Below are 15,620 nucleotides of genomic sequence, written 5' to 3'. Positions count from 1 at the left end.
GCCTGCCCGGTAAACGCTCGTTAAAGAATTAGTTAGAATCAGCCGGCAATGAAGGCGAGCAGGGTGCCGTTGGCCTTGGCCGGCGGCACGCAGATCGCGGTCCCGCTGCGCACAGCGGCCGAACCGAGCGCCTTCTCGGTGGCCGCGAGATCGCCGCTCACCAGCACCAGCGCCGCGCCGCCGCGTTCGGAGAGGCCCGTGAGCGGCACGCCGGGATAGCGTTTGCCGAGCTGGTCCAGCGTCAGATAGACGAAGTCGGCACGCTCACCGCCGGAGGGCACGGTGACCGCGCCGTCGGCCTCGGTCGTCGGCTCGCGGTCGATCAGGCGGCCGAGATGTGCGGCTTCGTTCGCCGGCTCAGGCGCTGCGATCAACACCTGCTTGATCCGCCTCGCTGCATTGGCATGCGTCATCAGCTCGGGGATCCACACCGTCTCGCGGGTCTTGTGCTGGCAAGCGAAGATGCGCACGCCACCCGGCGCTTCCGCGGTCGGCCACATGAAGGTGCGGAATTTTGCCGCCGAGACCGTGCCGTTCGGCAGCGTGACAGGCCGTTCGAAATCGGTCGGGCCGATCGGCGTCAGGCCTCGCGCGCGGATCTCCTCCGCGCCGGCGGCGGAATCGACCGCGGTGAAGGCGATGCGTTCGATACCCTCGCCGCGTGTATCAAGGAAGGTGCGGGCCGGCGCATTGTGCTCGGTCGCGGTCAGCACACCGAGCAGCTCCATGTAGTCCGGGTCGAACATGATGGTGTAGTTGCCGGTGCCCATATGGGCGCTGTGGGTGCCGCGCGGGGAGACGGTGAAGCCGAGCTGCCGGTAGTTCTCGGCGGCCTTGTCGAGGTCCTTCACCATGACCACGGCGTGATCGATACCGATGACGTTGTTGAGGGCCACTGCTCTCTCCCCGCGAATGCAAGCTGATTTCAGGCCGCGCCGGCGGCCGCCGGTCCTGTCTACGCCGGATAGGCGGTCAAGTCATTTTCAATTCAGTGGGAGATGCGGAATTTCATTCCGCGAAATGATCTCGACGCGCGACGGCATCAGCGGGCCTGCCCGATATAGGCGGCGAGGAGCGCGCGCTCCTCGCTGGTCATTTCCGTGATGTTGCCAGGCGGCATCGCATTGGACCAGGCGGCGACGCGGCCGATCAGGCGGATGTTGCGATGGATCTGCTCGGGCGCATCGAGCAATATGCCCTTCGGCGCGGTCACGATGCCGGCCCAGACCGGCTCGGCCGCATGGCACATGCTGCAGCGGGACATCACGATCTCCTCGACATTGGCAAGCGTCGGCTGCGCCGTCAGCGCGCCGGACTTGACCTCGCGCGGACCTGCCGCGGAGAGGAACAGGATCGCGATCACGCCGGCTGCTGCCACGCCCCACACCCACCATGGCGATCTGCGCCCGGCATGGCGCTCGTTGAAGAAGTGGCGGATCACCGGGCCGAGCGCCAGGATGATCGCGACGATGATCCAGTTGAAGCGGGTGGCGTAGAGCAGGGGATAGTGGTTGCTGATCATCAGCACGACGACGGGAAGCGTCAGGTAGTTGTTGTGGACCGAACGCTCCTTGCTGGCCTTGCCCAGCTTCGGATCGGGCGTCTGTCCTGCGATTAGGCTGGCCACGATCTTCTTCTGGTTCGGGATGATCAGCGCGAAGACGTTGGCGACCATGATGGTGCCGATGATCGCCCCGATCTGGTTGAAGGCGCCGCGGCCGCTCAGGACATGGGTGAAGGCGTAGGTCAGCGCGACCAGGAACAGGTAGCCGCCGATGGCGAAGGGCAGCTCGCGCTGCGCGAGCCCGGTGCGGCAGGCGGCTTCATAAAGCAGCCACGCCAGCGCGAGGCTGCAGAAGCTGAACAGGCCGGCCTGGAAAGGCGTGAGGTCGAGGATCGACTTGTCGACCAGGAACAGGTCGGCCTCGAGATAATACACCACCACCATCAGCGCGAAGCCGGACAGCCAGGTGGTGTAGGCCTCCCATTTGAACCAGGTCAGCTCGTCCGGCATCTGGCTCGGCGCCACCAGGTATTTCATGATCCGGTAGAAGCCGCCGCCATGGACCTGCCAGGCCTCGCCCTGCACGCCATCGGGCAGATCGCTTTTGGGCTTAAGGCCGAGATCGAGGGCGATGAAATAGAAGGAACTGCCGATCCACGCGATCGCCGCCACCACGTGCAGCCAGCGCAGCAGCAGGCTCGCCCATTCCGATACGATGGATCCCCACATGCTCATCCCGTCAGTCGCGGTATCAACGCCGCAGCCTCGATGACCGCGGCCGGCGGTCGCCGCCCCCGCAATGTGTCGCACCGATCAGCCGCATTTTCCAGTATGATGGGCTGCCGCTGCTGCACATCGTGCGGGCATGGGCTGAGGTGGGATTCGGCAGGCGCAGGATTTGTCGCAGAACGTTTGCAGGTCGATCGGCGTTGATGATTGAGACGCGCAGGCGGGGAGGAAGACGACGTGAAGAACAGGATCTCGTTGGTGGCGATGTCCACGGGGCTGCTGGTCGCGGTTGTGGCCGGCGCGCGGGCCGAGCCGGTGCTGCAAGGCAAGGACGCCTACGGCGATTGGCGGGCCGACAAGCCCGGCACGGTCAGGCTGATCCGGCCGCAGGATCTGGTCCGGCCCGGCGCCACGCGGTCGGTCGCGAGCACGTCGCGCGTGGTGCCGCGTCCGCCGGAGGCCGCGCTCCAGGTGCCGCCAGGCTTCAAGATCGAGCTGTTCGCCGAAGGCTTGCGCGCGCCGCGCATCGTGCGGGTCGCGCCGAATGGCGATGTCTTCGTCGCCGAGACGCGCGCGGGCACCATCCGCGTGCTGCGCACCGGAGAAGGCGGCAAGGTCGCGACCAACGAAGTCTTTGCCAGCGGCCTGAGGCAGCCGTTCGGCATCGCCTTCTTTCCGAACGGCGACAATCCGCAATGGGTCTATGTCGCCAACACCGACAGTGTCGTCCGCTTTCCCTATCAGGCCGGCGACCTCAAGGCCCGCGGCAGGGCGGAGACGATCGTGGCAAGCCTGCATGGCGGCGGCCATTCCACCCGCGACATCGTGTTCACGCCGGACAACAAGCGCATGCTGGTGTCCGTCGGCTCGCTCAGCAACGTCGCCGAGGGCATGGGCACGCCGCCGGGGGGATTGGAGGCGTGGTCAAAGGCTCAACCGCCTGGCGCCACCTGGGCCAGCGAGACCGAGCGTGCCGCTGTGCTCGCCTTCAATCCGGATGGCAAGGAGCGGAAGATCTACGCCACCGGCATCCGCAACTGCGTCGGCCTCGCGGTCCAGCCGCAGACCGGCTTGCCCTGGTGCTCGACCAACGAGCGCGACGGTCTGGGAGATGATCTCGTGCCCGACTACGTGACCAGTGTGACGGAGGGCGCGTTCTACGGCTGGCCGTGGTTCTACATCGGCAGCAACGAGGACCCGCGTCACGCCGGCGCACGCCCGGACCTCAAGGACAAGGTGACGGTGCCGGACGTGCTAATCCAGCCGCATTCGGCCTCGCTCGGCATAACCTTCTACCAGGGCACCCAGTTTCCGAGCGAATATCAGGACGATGCCTTCGCCGCCGAGCACGGCTCCTGGAACAGATCGAAGCGCACCGGCTACAAGGTGATCCGCATCCGCATGAAAGACGGCAAGGCGACGGGGGAGTACGAGGATTTCGTCACGGGGTTCGTGGTGAGCGACACCGAGGTGTGGGGGAGGCCAGTAGGAGTGGCAGTCGCCAAAGACGGCGCGTTGCTGATCTCGGAGGATGGCAACGGCACGATCTGGCGGGTGACGCATTCGCGCTAAGCGAGTTCTCTTCGCCTCTCCCCGCTTGCGGGGAGAGGCCGACGCGCGGAGCGCGGCGGGTGAGGGGGAGCCTCCGCGAGTCCAGCTGTCACCTTTTTGGCGGAGGCGGCCCCTCACCCCAACCCTCTCCCCGTAAGAATGGGGAGAGGGAGAAAGACCTACCCCCGTCGCACACTCGCCCCGCCATCCACGGGCAGCGTCACGCCCGTGATGAAGTTCGCCTCGTCCGACGCCAGGAACAGTGCGGCATTGGCGACATCCCATCCGGTGCCCATCTTCCGGCGCAGCGGCACCTTGCTGTCGCGCTCGGCTTCGACTTCGGCGCGGGTCTTGTGCCATTCGCGGGCACGGGTGTCGACGGCCATCGGCGTGTTCATCAGGCCGGGCAGGATGACGTTGGCGCGGATGCCGTATTCGGCGTTCTGATAGGCGAGCTGTTCGGTGAAGGCGATCATCGCCGACTTCGTCGCCTTGTAGGCGACGTAGGGATAGGTCGTGATCGCCGCCATCGAGGAGATGTTGATGATGGCGCCGCTGCCTTGCGCGCGCATGATCGGGATCACTTCCTTGGCCGCGAGAATGCAGCTCTTCAGATTGATGGCGACGACGCGGTCGAACGCCTCTTCGGTCAGTTGCAGCAGCTCGGCGTCGCCGCCGGCAAGACTGACGCCGACATTGTTGTGCAGCACGTCGATCCGGCCCCAGCGCGATTGCGCATCCGCCACCATTGCCTTGATGTGGGCGGAGCTGGTCACGTCGGCCTTGAAGGCCGCGGCGGTGCCTTGCTTGTCCGCGATCATGGCGACGGTTTCCTGCGCCGAGTCCAGATGATGGTCGACGCACAAGACCATGGCGCCCTCGCGCGCGAAGGTGAGCGCGGTGGCGCGGCCGTTGCCCATGCCTTCGCCGGGGCTCTGGCCGGCGCCGACGACGATCGCGACCTTGTCCTTCAAGCGCATCTCAGTTCACTCCCTGGATCGGGTACGTCTCATTATTTTCGTGCAGATTAGCAATCGACCCTCCGGGAGAGAAGGGCGCGGCCCCTGCGTTCATGTCATTGACATCACATGGAATTGCATGTTGCGCCCGGCCCATTGCGCGCGGCTGGCCCTTGCGGTTCAGGAACCGTTTTCAGGCGATCGCGTTTGTTGCCGGAGCTTTCTCGCGCTAGGCTCAGTCCGGGGCTTCCCAACCGCCATTGGTCCGCCGATGAATCTGCTCGATCCGCAAGGGCCGGTCGCTGCCGCGAACAGCACCATCCTGGTCGATTCCGTTTTCATCATGCTCGTGATCGTGGTGCCGACCATCATCGCGATCCTGGCGTTCGCGTTCTGGTTTCGCGCGTCCAATCCGAAGGCGCGCTTCCAGCCGGGCTTTGTCTATTCCGGCCGCGTCGAAATGGTGGTGTGGGCGATCCCGGCGCTCACTGTCATCCTGCTCGGCGGTGTCGCCTGGATTGGATCGCACCAGCTCGATCCCGCAGCGCCCGTGCCGGGGACCGGCAGTCCGGTCCGCATCCAGGCCGTCTCGCTCGACTGGAAATGGCTCTTCATCTATCCGGACCAGCGCATCGCCACCGTGAACGCGCTGACCGTGCCGGCCGGCGCCGAGCTGAACTTCCAGCTGACCTCGTCGAGCGTGATGAACACGTTCTTCATCCCGCAACTCGGCAGCATGATCTACACCATGAACGGCATGGTGACGCGGCTGAACCTGCGCGCCGACAACGAGGGAAAATTGCAGGGCCTGTCGGCGCATTTCTCCGGCGATGGCTTTCCCGACATGATGTTCGACGTCAACGTGATCTCGCCGCTCGCCTTTCCGGACTGGGTGGCGAACACGGCGAAGACGGATGCCGTGCTGAATGAGGAGAGCTACACCAAGCTGATGCAGCAGGGTGTCGAGAGGGGCCGGCCCGTCTATCGCCTGGCGGATCCCCGGCTGTTCGACCTGATCGCGACCCAGCACATTCCGCCGGGACCGGGGCCGGAGTTCACGTCCGGAGCCGGCCGGCCGCACAGTGGAGGCCACGATGCTCGGTAAGCTCGACTGGTCGGCCATTCCGTTCGACCAGCCCATTCCGCTGATCGCTGGCGCGGTGGTGCTGGTGGCGATCCTCGGCGTGCTGGCCTGGGTCGTGGTGAAGGGACATCTGCCCTATCTCTGGCGCGAATGGATCACCAGCGTCGACCACAAGCGCATCGGCGTCATGTATGTGCTGCTGGCCTCGGTGATGCTGCTGCGCGGCGGCAGCGACGCCATCATGATGCGGATCCAGCAGGCGGTCGCCTACCAGTCGCAGGGCTATCTCCCGCCCGAGCACTACAACCAGATCTTCTCGGCCCACGGCACCATCATGATCTTCTTCGTGGCGATGCCGTTCGTGATCGGGCTGATGAACCTGATCGTGCCGCTCCAGCTCGGCGTGCGCGACGTCGCGTTCCCGACGCTGAACTCGGTCGGCTTCTGGCTGACCGCGACCGGCGCGCTGCTGGTCAACGTCTCGCTCGTGGTCGGCGAATTCGCGCGCACCGGCTGGCTCGCCTTTCCGCCGCTGTCGCAACTGTCCTATTCGCCGGGCGTCGGCGTCGACTACTACGCCTGGTCGCTCCAGATCTCCGGCGTCGGCACGCTGGTGGCCGGCATCAATCTCGTCACGACAGTGCTGAAGCTGCGTACCAGGGGCATGAACTATCTGCGCATGCCGATGTTCTGCTGGACCACGCTGGCCTCGAACCTCCTCATCGTCGCGGCGTTCCCGATCCTCACCGCCACGCTGGCGATGCTGCTGCTCGATCGTTACCTCGGCTTTCACTTCTTCACCAATGAGGCCGGCGGCAACGTCATGATGTTCATGAATTTGATCTGGGCCTGGGGGCATCCCGAGGTCTACATCCTGGTGCTGCCGGCCTTCGGCATCTTCTCCGAAGTGGTGTCGACCTTCTCCGGCAAGGCGCTGTTCGGCTATCGCTCGATGGTGCTCGCCACCATGGCGATCTGCGTCATCTCCTTCATGGTCTGGCTGCACCATTTCTTCACGATGGGCGCGGGCCCCAACGTCAACGCCATCTTCGGCATCGCCAGCATGATCATCGCGGTGCCGACCGGGGTGAAGATCTACAACTGGCTGTTCACGATGTATGGCGGCCGCATCCGCTTCGCGACGCCGATGCTGTGGGCGGTCGGCTTCATGGTCACCTTCATCATCGGCGGATTGACCGGCGTGCTGGTCGCGGTGCCGCCGGCCGACTTCATGCTCCACAACAGCATGTTCCTGGTGGCGCACTTCCACAACGTCATCATCGGCGGGGTGCTGTTCGGTGCCTTCGCCGGCTTCGAATACTGGTTTCCGAAGGCGTTCGGCTTCCGTCTCGACGAACGCTGGGGCAAGGCCGCGTTCTGGTTCACCTTCCTCGGCTTCTACGTCACCTTCATCCCGCTCTATGCGGCCGGCATGCTCGGCATGACCCGGCGCCTGCAGCACTACGACGTCGCGGCGTGGCGGCCCTGGATGCTGGTTGCGGCGGCCGGCATGGCCGTGCTGACGATCGGGGTGATCTGCCAGATCATGCAACTCGTGGTCAGCATCCGCAATCGCGAAGCCTTGCGCGACCGCACCGGCGATCCCTGGGACGGCCGGTCGCTGGAATGGGCGACCTCTTCGCCGCCGCCGGTGTTCAATTTCGCGTTTCATCCGGATGTGCGCGGCGAGGATGCCTATTGGGACATGAAGATTCGCGCCCAGCAGCAATTGCTCGGGCATGATTTGCCCGAGTATCATGACATCGACATGCCCCGGAATTCTCCGACCGGATTCGTCTGCGCGTTCTTCGCCACCATCATGGGCTTTGCGCTGATCTGGCATATCTGGTGGATGGTGATCCTGGGCGGCCTCGGCGCGTTCGCGACCTTCGTCGCCTTCGCCTGGCGCGACCACGACGAATACGTCATTCCGGCCGCCGAAGTCGCGCGCATCGATCGCGCCAATATCGAGGAGCGGCGCAATCTCGTCAGCATGGCGGGGGCGGTCTGATGGCGATGACCGAGACCGTCGGCCGCGCGCATGCCGATCCCCACCACATCGGGCTCGTCATCGAGCATCCCGGCCCGGCACCGAAGCGGATCGTCACTGCCTACGGCTTCTGGGTGTTCCTGCTATCCGATATCGTGATGTTCTCCTGCTTCTTCGCGGCCTATGCGGTGCTGCACGGCCAGACCGCGGATGGTCCGAAGGGCTCGGAGATTTTCGAGCAGAGGAACGTCGCGATCGAGACGGTCTGCCTGTTGCTGTCGAGCTTCACCTGCGGCATGGCCAGCATCGCCGCCGACACGCGCAACCGGTTCTGGTTCTATCTCGGCATGGCCGTGACCTGCGCGCTCGGGCTCATATTCCTGGCGATCGAGTTCCGCGAGTTCGCCGACCTCGTCGCGCGCGGCTATGGCCCATCGCGCAGCGCGTTCCTGACCGCGTTCTTCTCGCTGGTCGGCTGCCACGGTCTGCACGTCTCCGCCGGCGTGCTGTGGCTCCTCACCATGATGGCCCAGGTCTTCGCAAAGGGCTTTCGTGCCGACATCCTGCGGCGGATGATGTGCTTTGCGCTGTTCTGGCACGCGCTCGACATCATCTGGGTCGCGGTCTTCTCCGTGGTCTACCTGCTTGGGAGTGCCGTATGAGCGATCAGACGCATATGCCTGATGGCCACGACCTTGCGCCGGGCGAGGAAGAGCAACACAGTGTCGGCACCCGGATCCTCGGCTACGTCGTCGGCCTTGTCCTGGCGCTGCTGCTCACGGCGACGTCGTTCTTCATCGCCGGCACCGATCTGGTCTGGCAGCCCTCGATTCCCGTGGCGCTGATCGTGCTCGCGATCGCCCAGATGGGCGTGCATCTGGTGTTCTTCCTGCACATCACCACAGGCCCGGACAACACCAACAACGTGCTGGCGCTCGCCTTCGGCCTTCTGGTCGTGTTCCTGGTGGTCGGTGGCACCGTCTGGATCATGGCGAATCTCAACGCCAACATGCCGCCGATGGACCACATCATGCGGATGCGGCAGTAGCGGCACGCCGATGAGCCGTGATGCGCCGGCTTCGCTACGTCGTCATGGCCGGACTTGACCCGGCCATCCACGTCTTGCCCCTTCGGCGCGAAGAACGTGGATGCCCGGGACAAGCCCGGGCATGACGGCCTCGACTAGTATTGATGCACAAAAAAGAAGAGCCGCTTGTGGTGACAAGCGGCCCAAGTCTAGGGAGGAAACGCCCGAGCAAGGCAAACTGGCCAGAGCCGGATTGCCGCCAAGGAAACGCCCGCGCGAAGCGCTTGCGTATGTTCATAAGTGCAGCAACTCCCAAGGGAGTTCAATTCCGGATCAATACGGTCTCGGATTACCACTCACGGCTGCGTGAACGAATTGTTCACTTTGGCCGGCGGCAATTGTAGGCCCTGCGGAAGCCGGCGGCCTGGGCGTCGTCCTCCGAGCAGAACCAGCGGTCCGGCGCGGTGGTCGCCGGATAGCTTGGGCAGCCTCGCAGGTGATAGATGCCGATATTGCCGGTGACGCGTGCGCGCACCGCAAGCTTGCCCTTGATGCTGCAGCTCGGCGGCATCGTCAGCTCCCCAGGAAACAGCACGGCGCGGATTTCCTTGTCGCGGTCCGCGCGGCAGGCGGCGCCCAGGAGCGCGCCATCCTTCTTGCCGGTGCGGAACTCTTGCGGTGCAACAAAACAGCCTTTCCAGATTCCTGCCGCAGCCGTCTTGGCTTCGGTGGCGGCGGGTTTGACATTCGCCTTGACCGGCTCGCGTGCGACGGCAAAGCCGAGCTTGACCAACTGCTCGTTCAAGCTGGCCTTGTCGCCCTCGGCCGTGCAGATCGCGCGGTGCCGTTTGCCAAAGCTCTTCTCCGGCCCGACATCGTCGCAGCGCACCACGCGTCCCTTGATCAGCTTCGTGAGCTGGTCGCGGGCCTCGATGCCGCAGGTCCAGGGATCGGCGTGATCGTCGATGCAGACCTGGTCCAGTTCGGGCGCATCGACGCCGTCGAGCCGGTAGGTGACGTCGCCAAGCTGGATGGAGTTGCCGTCGCGGACGGTCGCGGCGGCGGTCAGCGCGGAGACTGGCCCGGACGAGGCCAACAATCCGGATAAGGCGAAAAACGAAACGAGCGCAAAAGCGCGGGCAAAGGAATTCTGGGAGGACATACGGTCTCGCTATCGATGGCTCGTGCGCCTTGTTCCTAGCACCCGGATGTGGCGATACCAATGGTCTGCGCCCTGCGAAGTGCGACATTCCGGCTCCGCGGCTTTACTCGGCCGTCGCTCTGCTCCTATCGTTCGCCGGCCTTGCGGACTGTAGAGGCCGAATCGCCCGGAAAGCGGCGAGGGGGAGGAAAAGGTTGCGATGAAAGACCCCGTGGACGTCCTGATCATCGGCGCCGGCGCTTCAGGCGCGGCGGTGGCGTGGTCGCTGGCCGAGACCAAGATGCACATTCTCTGCCTGGAGCAGGGCGGCTGGATGAACCCGGCGGAATATCCCAGCACGGGCCGGGACTGGGAAGCCAAGTTCTACGGCGAGTGGTCGTCGAGCCCCAACGTCCGCGGCCGGCCCGAGGACTACCCGATCAACGACGACAATTCGCCGATCAAGGTCGTCAACTACAACGCAGTCGGCGGCTCGACGGTGATGTACACCGCGCACTGGCCGCGGCTGCATCCCGCCGATTTCAAGGTGAAGACGCTCGACGGCGTCGCCGACGACTGGCCGATCGATTACGACGCGCTGACCCCGTTCTTCGAAGAGAACGACCTGATGATGGGCACGTCCGGCCTGTCGGGCGATCCGCTCTCGCCGCTGACGCATCCGCCGATGCCGCAACAGCCGCTCGGACTGTCCGGTGCCATCATCGGCAAGGCCATGAACGAGCTCAGCTGGCACTGGTGGCCGTCGGACACGACGGTCGCGACGATGGACTATGAGGGCCGGGCGCGCTGCATCAATCTCGGCCATTGCACGCCGGCCTGCGCGCAAGGCGCGAAATCCTCGACCGACATCACCTATTGGCCGCATGCCGTCCGCGCCGGCGTCGAGCTGCGCACCCATTGCAGGGTGCGCGAGATCACCACCGACGAGAACGGCATGGCCTCGGGCGTGGTCTACTACGACAAGGACGGCGTCGAGCAGTTTCAGCCCGCGCACGTCGTCATCATCGCCTGCAACGGCGTCGGCACGCCGCGCCTGCTGCTGAACTCGGCGTCCTCGCGCTTTCCGAACGGTCTTGCCAATTCGTCGGGTCTCGTCGGCAAGAACCTGATGTTCCACCCCTATGCGCAGATCTACGGCTATGTGAAGGAGCCGACCGACAGCAACCGCGCGCCTCCAACCTGCCTGTGGAGCAAGGAGTGGTACGACACGGACCTCTCGCGCGGCTTCGTCCGCGGCTACGGCGTGCAGTTCGTGCGCGGCGCAGGACCTGTGTTCGAGGCTGTCGTCAGCGAGCAGAAGGGCATCCTGCCCTGGGGCGAAGATCATCACCGCGTGTTCCGCAAGCTCAACGGCCATCGCATAGGTTTCTCCGCGATCTGCGAGGACCTGCCGGAGGAGCACAATCGCGTCACGCTCGATCCCGTGCTGAAGGACAGCCACGGCATTCCCGCACCGAAGATCGACTATACGATCAGCGAGAACAGCCGGAAGATGATGGAGCATGCGCTGGCCCGCGGCCGCGAGTTCCTGGAAACGGCCGGCGCCACCGACATCTGCGTCAACAGCCCGATCCCGTGGGGCGGCTGGCACCTGCTCGGCACCGCGCGGATGGGCACCGACCCCGAGCGCTCCGTCGTCAATGAATGGGGCCGCACGCACGACGTGAAGAACCTCTTTATCGTCGACGGCAGCATCTTCGTTACTTCGGGCGGGGTGAATCCGACGTCCACCATCCAGGCCCTCGCGCTCTACATCGCCGACCAGATGAAGCAGCGCCTCGCCAATTTGTTTGACTGAGAATGATGATGCTCAGATCTAGCCACGAGCTCGATGTACCTCTCCCGCGTGCGGGAGAGGTCGGCGCAGCGCGCCGGGTGAGGGTTCTCTCCTCTGGGGGAGTCTCTCTGCGGAGATACCCTCTCCCCATCCCTCCCCCGCAAGCGGGGGAGGGAGCAGACCATCATCGCTGCGCTAGAGGAGGACGCCATGACTGATCACGTTTCCCTCACGCCGCGGCAGCGCGACGACCTCCGCACCATTGCGGCGATGATCATTCCCGCGAGCGAGGAATACCGTGTTCCCGGCGCCGATGACGACATCATCCAGGCCGACATCATCGCGACGCTCGGCCGTGACACCAGACAGGTCGTTGCCGCGCTTGATCATCTGGCGCGGCTTGCCGGCATGCCGCTGGCCGACCTCGAGCCCGCCGCGCGCGACAGCGTCGCCCAGCAGTTTCGGTCAGCCGGCGGCGTCGCCGCCGCAACGCTCGTCCGCGTCGTGCTGCAATGCTACTACCGCGACGATCGCGTGCTGGGTTCCCTCGGGCTCGAGCTGCGCGCGCCATTCCCCAAGGGCCATGTGCTTCCCGACGGCGACTGGTCGCTGCTCGATCCGGTCAAGGCAAGGGCCGGCGCAATGCGGCGGGCTCCCTAGCCACCCGGGCAGTCCAGCCTTGCGCTCCGGGCGGGCCACTTGCGCGGGCGGGAACAGGCCACCATCTGTGTGAGCCTCAAGGACTCTTGCCATGCTGGATTTCACCTCAGACATCGTCGATGACGCCTCGTCATCGCGAACGACAGCGTCTGCCCCGGTCGATGACCGGACCTTGCTGGATGCTTATTCCAACGCCGTGATCGACGTGACCGACCGCGTCGGTCCGGCCGTCGTGCGCGTCGAGACCGGGCCAAAAGTGCCGAACGGCCGCGAGCGCGGCGGGCTCGGCTCGGGCATCGTGATCTCACCGGACGGTCTCGTCCTCACCAACAGCCATGTGGTCGGCGCCTCCAGGGAGATCCGGCTGCGGGATGTCGAGGGCCATGTCGGCGAAGCGCAGGTGCTTGGTGTCGATCCCGACACCGACCTTGCGCTGCTGCGCGCCAATGGCGTGCGCCATTTGCCCTATGCCGCGCTCGGCAACTCCAAGACCCTGCGCCGTGGCCAGCTCGTGATCGCGATCGGCAATCCGCTCGGCTTCGAATCGACCGTGACCGCCGGTGTGGTCTCGGCGCTCGGGCGCTCGATCCGCTCGGTGAGCGGCCGCACCATTGAGGACGTGATCCAGACCGATGCCGCGCTCAACCCCGGCAATTCCGGCGGGCCGCTGGTGTCGTCGAATGCCGAGGTGATCGGCATCAACACCGCCATCATCAACGGCGCGCAGGGCATCTGCTTCGCGGTCGCCAGCAACACCGCGCAATTCGTGCTGTCGGAGATCATCCGCCACGGCTATGTCCGCCGCGCCTATATCGGCGTCGCCGGGCAAACCGCGCCGGTCCCGCGGCGGCATGCCGTGCTCGCCGGCGTCGAGAACAAGATGGGCGCGCTGCTCGCGCAGATCGAGCCGGACGGCCCGGCGGCCAAGGCGGGCCTGTTGCCCGGCGACGTCGTGATCAGGCTCGACGGCGTCGAGATCAAGGGCGTCGACGATTTGATCCGCGTGCTCGACCGCGACCGGATCGGCCGGCGGCTCGCCATGGACGTGCTGCGGCTCGGCCGCCTGCGGGCGATCGACATCGATCCGGTCGAGCGCAAGCCGGCACGCTAGCGCCAGTGCGCCCGGGCGAGGTATGACGGTGTCATGCCTCTTCCCGGGAAAACCGCCGCATGATGCCGGCGCATGAGACCTACGACGTCATTGTCATCGGCGCCGGCGCCGGAGGCATGACGGCGGCGGCCGTCGCTGCGGCCGAAGGGCTGCGCGTGCTGGTGATCGAGAAGACCGCCTTCGTCGGCGGCACGACGGCGTGGTCCGGCGGCATGGTCTGGATCCCCGCCAATGCCAAGATGAAAGAGGCGGGGCTCTCGGACAGCGTCACCGACGCCGCCCAGTATCTATCGAGCACCGTGCCCGAGCCTGCCAATGCAGGCCTGCGCGCCGCCTTCCTTGCGCGCGGGCCGGAGGCGGTCGCCTGGCTCGAAGCCAACACGGCAGTGCGGCTCCAGCCGGTGAAGGCCTATCCGGACTATTATCCGGAGCGGCTGGGCGCGACGCCCGGCGGGCGCGTGCTGGAGCCGGTCGCGTTCGACGGCACGCGGCTGGGCAAGGCTTTCGTGCGCTTGCGGCCGCCGCTGCCGGAGTTCACGCTGTTCGGCGGGATGATGGTCAACCGTCTCGACATCCCGCATCTGCGCCGCGCCGGAAAATCGCTGCGCGCGACGTTGCGCACCGCGCGGCTGGTTTCCGCTTATGCGTGGCAGCGCTTGCGCGCGCCGCGCGGGACGACCCTGCATCTCGGCAACGCGCTTGCTGCGCGGCTCTTTGCCTCGCTGCTGGCGCGTCAGGTCGAGATACTTTTCAGCGCTGATGTCGAGGATTTGTCGATGCAGGGCGATCGCGTGGCCGGTGTGGTGATCCGCCACGGCTCCCGCGATCGGCTGATCGCGGCGCGCCGCGGCGTGGTGCTCGCGACCGGCGGCTTCTCGCACAATGCGACTTTGCGCAAACGCTTCTTCCCGCCGGCGGCCGGATTTGTCTCGGCCACCAGCACCGCGGGCACTGGCGACGGGCTTCGGCTTGCGGCGGCGGCAGGTGCAGCGCTTAACACGGAGGCGACGAGTCCGGCCTATTGGGTGCCGGCCTCGCTGTTCCGCCGTGCCGACGGCAGCCGCGGCGTGTTCCCACACACGGTGACCGACCGCGCCAAGCCCGGCGTGATCGCCGTGAATGCCACAGGCAGACGCTTCGTCAACGAGGCGCTGTCCTACCATGAGTTCGTGCTGGCGATGCTGCGGGACGGCAATGGCGAGCCGGATCGCCCGTTCCATCTGATCTGCGACCGGCAGTTCCTGTGGAGCTACGGTCTCGGTCGCATCAAGCCATTCACGCGCAGTGTCAGGCGCTATGTGGCGAGCGGCGAACTGATCGAGGCGCCCGACATCGTGCAGCTCGCGACGAGGATCGGTATCAACCCGTCTGTGCTCGCGGCGACGATCGCGACCTACAACGTCGATGCAAAGGAGGGCCGCGACCCCGAATTCGGCCGCGGCAGCACCATCTATCAGCGTCATCTCGGCGATGCCGGTCACAAGCCCAACCCCTGCGTCGCGCCGATCCTCCGCGCCCCGTTCTTCGCGATGCAGATCCATCCGGCCGATCTCGGCACCGCCATCGGCATGAAGGTCGATGCGCAGGCGCGCGTGCTGCGCGAGGACGGCACACCGGTCGCAGGCCTCTACGCCTGCGGCAACGACATGGGCTCGATCATGAACGGCAATTATCCCGGGCCGGGCATCACGCTCGGGCCGGCGCTGACGTTCGGATACATTGCGGGGCGGCATCTGGCGGAGGGGAGTGTGGTGGCGATGGCGCCAAGCGTTGCCACGACGTCGGTCTAGCCAATCCCGTCATGCCCCGCCACCGGGTCTCGCCTTCGGCGAGCCCAATGACAGGCTCCGGCGGGGCATCCAGTACGCCGCGGCCTATCGATTCAACAACAACCGTCTCGGAGTACTGGATCGTCCGGTCAAGCCGGACGATGACAGTGAGAGCGTGGCGAACGCGCCCCACAATCTCGTCATTGCGAGCCAACGGGTCCGCGCGGAGCGCGGCCCGATGACAGGCTCCGCGAAGCAATCCAGACTGTCTCCGCGGAAAGATTCTGGATTGCTTCG

At 65.7% G+C, this 15,620-nt stretch carries 13 protein-coding genes; 9 read left to right on the top strand and 4 right to left on the bottom strand.

Translation table 11 applies throughout. From position 1 onward, the window contains the following. Positions 1-38: 38 nt before the first annotated feature. Both GPL20_RS12890 and GPL20_RS12885 read right to left on the bottom strand, forming a co-directional pair. Complete coding sequence (locus GPL20_RS12890) at positions 39-896, bottom strand: VOC family protein (RefSeq protein ID WP_254125443.1); 858 nt, start codon at positions 894-896, stop codon at positions 39-41. Between the two features lie 146 nt (positions 897-1,042). Then, positions 1,043-2,233, bottom strand: coding sequence for a urate hydroxylase PuuD (locus GPL20_RS12885; RefSeq protein ID WP_157329841.1), 1,191 nt, complete (start codon positions 2,231-2,233; stop codon positions 1,043-1,045). 237 nt (positions 2,234-2,470) lie between these two features. Between GPL20_RS12885 and GPL20_RS12880 the strand changes: the two genes are divergently transcribed. Further along, positions 2,471-3,805: a PQQ-dependent sugar dehydrogenase gene (locus tag GPL20_RS12880; protein ID WP_254125441.1), complete on the top strand. Its 1,335-nt coding sequence runs from the start codon at positions 2,471-2,473 to the stop codon at positions 3,803-3,805. Between the two features lie 158 nt (positions 3,806-3,963). Here the strand turns inward: GPL20_RS12880 and GPL20_RS12875 are convergent, their stop codons facing one another. Beyond that, positions 3,964-4,764 (bottom strand): SDR family NAD(P)-dependent oxidoreductase, encoded by an 801-nt coding sequence (locus GPL20_RS12875; protein WP_157329840.1) that lies wholly within the window; start codon positions 4,762-4,764, stop codon positions 3,964-3,966. Positions 4,765-5,014: 250 nt separating this feature from the next. Between GPL20_RS12875 and GPL20_RS12870 the strand changes: the two genes are divergently transcribed. Genes GPL20_RS12870 through cyoD form a run of 4 tightly spaced genes read left to right on the top strand, consistent with a single transcriptional unit; the run spans position 5,015 to position 8,865 of the window. Beyond that, positions 5,015-5,848 (top strand): cytochrome ubiquinol oxidase subunit II family protein, encoded by an 834-nt coding sequence (locus GPL20_RS12870; protein WP_157329839.1) that lies wholly within the window; start codon positions 5,015-5,017, stop codon positions 5,846-5,848. Further along, entirely contained in the window at positions 5,838-7,838 is a 2,001-nt protein-coding gene (gene cyoB, locus GPL20_RS12865) for a cytochrome o ubiquinol oxidase subunit I (RefSeq protein ID WP_157329838.1), read from the top strand. The genes GPL20_RS12870 and cyoB overlap by 11 nt, the downstream gene beginning before the upstream one ends. Beyond that, positions 7,838-8,479: a cytochrome (ubi)quinol oxidase subunit III gene (locus tag GPL20_RS12860; protein ID WP_157329837.1), complete on the top strand. Its 642-nt coding sequence runs from the start codon at positions 7,838-7,840 to the stop codon at positions 8,477-8,479. The genes cyoB and GPL20_RS12860 overlap by 1 nt, the downstream gene beginning before the upstream one ends. After that, positions 8,476-8,865, top strand: a complete 390-nt coding sequence (gene cyoD / locus GPL20_RS12855; RefSeq protein ID WP_157329836.1) for a cytochrome o ubiquinol oxidase subunit IV — start codon at positions 8,476-8,478, stop codon at positions 8,863-8,865. Before GPL20_RS12860 ends, cyoD begins: the two co-directional genes overlap by 4 nt. A 358-nt stretch (positions 8,866-9,223) precedes the next feature. On the opposite strand, the gene GPL20_RS12850 is transcribed toward cyoD, so the two are convergent. After that, entirely contained in the window at positions 9,224-10,006 is a 783-nt protein-coding gene (locus GPL20_RS12850) for a thermonuclease family protein (protein ID WP_157329835.1), read from the bottom strand. Between the two features lie 199 nt (positions 10,007-10,205). Between GPL20_RS12850 and GPL20_RS12845 the strand changes: the two genes are divergently transcribed. From GPL20_RS12845 to GPL20_RS12825, 4 genes are all read left to right on the top strand, one after another. Continuing rightward, positions 10,206-11,804: a GMC family oxidoreductase gene (locus GPL20_RS12845; protein WP_157329834.1), complete on the top strand. Its 1,599-nt coding sequence runs from the start codon at positions 10,206-10,208 to the stop codon at positions 11,802-11,804. 189 nt (positions 11,805-11,993) lie between these two features. Beyond that, on the top strand, positions 11,994-12,443 hold the full coding sequence (locus GPL20_RS12835) for a hypothetical protein (protein WP_157329832.1): 450 nt from the start codon (positions 11,994-11,996) through the stop codon (positions 12,441-12,443). 91 nt (positions 12,444-12,534) lie between these two features. After that, positions 12,535-13,554 (top strand): S1C family serine protease, encoded by a 1,020-nt coding sequence (locus GPL20_RS12830; protein ID WP_157329831.1) that lies wholly within the window; start codon positions 12,535-12,537, stop codon positions 13,552-13,554. Positions 13,555-13,613: 59 nt separating this feature from the next. Next, entirely contained in the window at positions 13,614-15,344 is a 1,731-nt protein-coding gene (locus GPL20_RS12825; RefSeq protein WP_157329830.1) for an FAD-dependent oxidoreductase, read from the top strand. Positions 15,345-15,620: the final 276 nt, after the last annotated feature.

It is taken from the genome of Bradyrhizobium cajani (genome assembly GCF_009759665.1).
Taxonomy (GTDB): Bacteria; Pseudomonadota; Alphaproteobacteria; order Rhizobiales; family Xanthobacteraceae; genus Bradyrhizobium; species Bradyrhizobium cajani.
This window is presented reverse-complemented; position numbering and strand designations above follow the sequence as displayed.

Excerpts from the sequence above, each read along its gene's own strand:
- GPL20_RS12885 (WP_157329841.1), bottom strand. The coding sequence starts at position 2,233 with ATGTGGGGATCCATCGTATCGGAATGGGCGAGCCTGCTGCTGCGCTGG.
- GPL20_RS12875 (WP_157329840.1), bottom strand. The coding sequence starts at position 4,764 with ATGCGCTTGAAGGACAAGGTCGCGATCGTCGTCGGCGCCGGCCAGAGC.
- GPL20_RS12870 (WP_157329839.1), top strand. The coding sequence starts at position 5,015 with ATGAATCTGCTCGATCCGCAAGGGCCGGTCGCTGCCGCGAACAGCACC.
- cyoB (WP_157329838.1), top strand. The coding sequence starts at position 5,838 with ATGCTCGGTAAGCTCGACTGGTCGGCCATTCCGTTCGACCAGCCCATT.
- GPL20_RS12860 (WP_157329837.1), top strand. The coding sequence starts at position 7,838 with ATGGCGATGACCGAGACCGTCGGCCGCGCGCATGCCGATCCCCACCAC.
- cyoD (WP_157329836.1), top strand. The coding sequence starts at position 8,476 with ATGAGCGATCAGACGCATATGCCTGATGGCCACGACCTTGCGCCGGGC.
- GPL20_RS12850 (WP_157329835.1), bottom strand. The coding sequence starts at position 10,006 with ATGTCCTCCCAGAATTCCTTTGCCCGCGCTTTTGCGCTCGTTTCGTTT.
- GPL20_RS12845 (WP_157329834.1), top strand. The coding sequence starts at position 10,206 with ATGAAAGACCCCGTGGACGTCCTGATCATCGGCGCCGGCGCTTCAGGC.
- GPL20_RS12835 (WP_157329832.1), top strand. The coding sequence starts at position 11,994 with ATGACTGATCACGTTTCCCTCACGCCGCGGCAGCGCGACGACCTCCGC.
- GPL20_RS12830 (WP_157329831.1), top strand. The coding sequence starts at position 12,535 with ATGCTGGATTTCACCTCAGACATCGTCGATGACGCCTCGTCATCGCGA.
- GPL20_RS12825 (WP_157329830.1), top strand. The coding sequence starts at position 13,614 with ATGATGCCGGCGCATGAGACCTACGACGTCATTGTCATCGGCGCCGGC.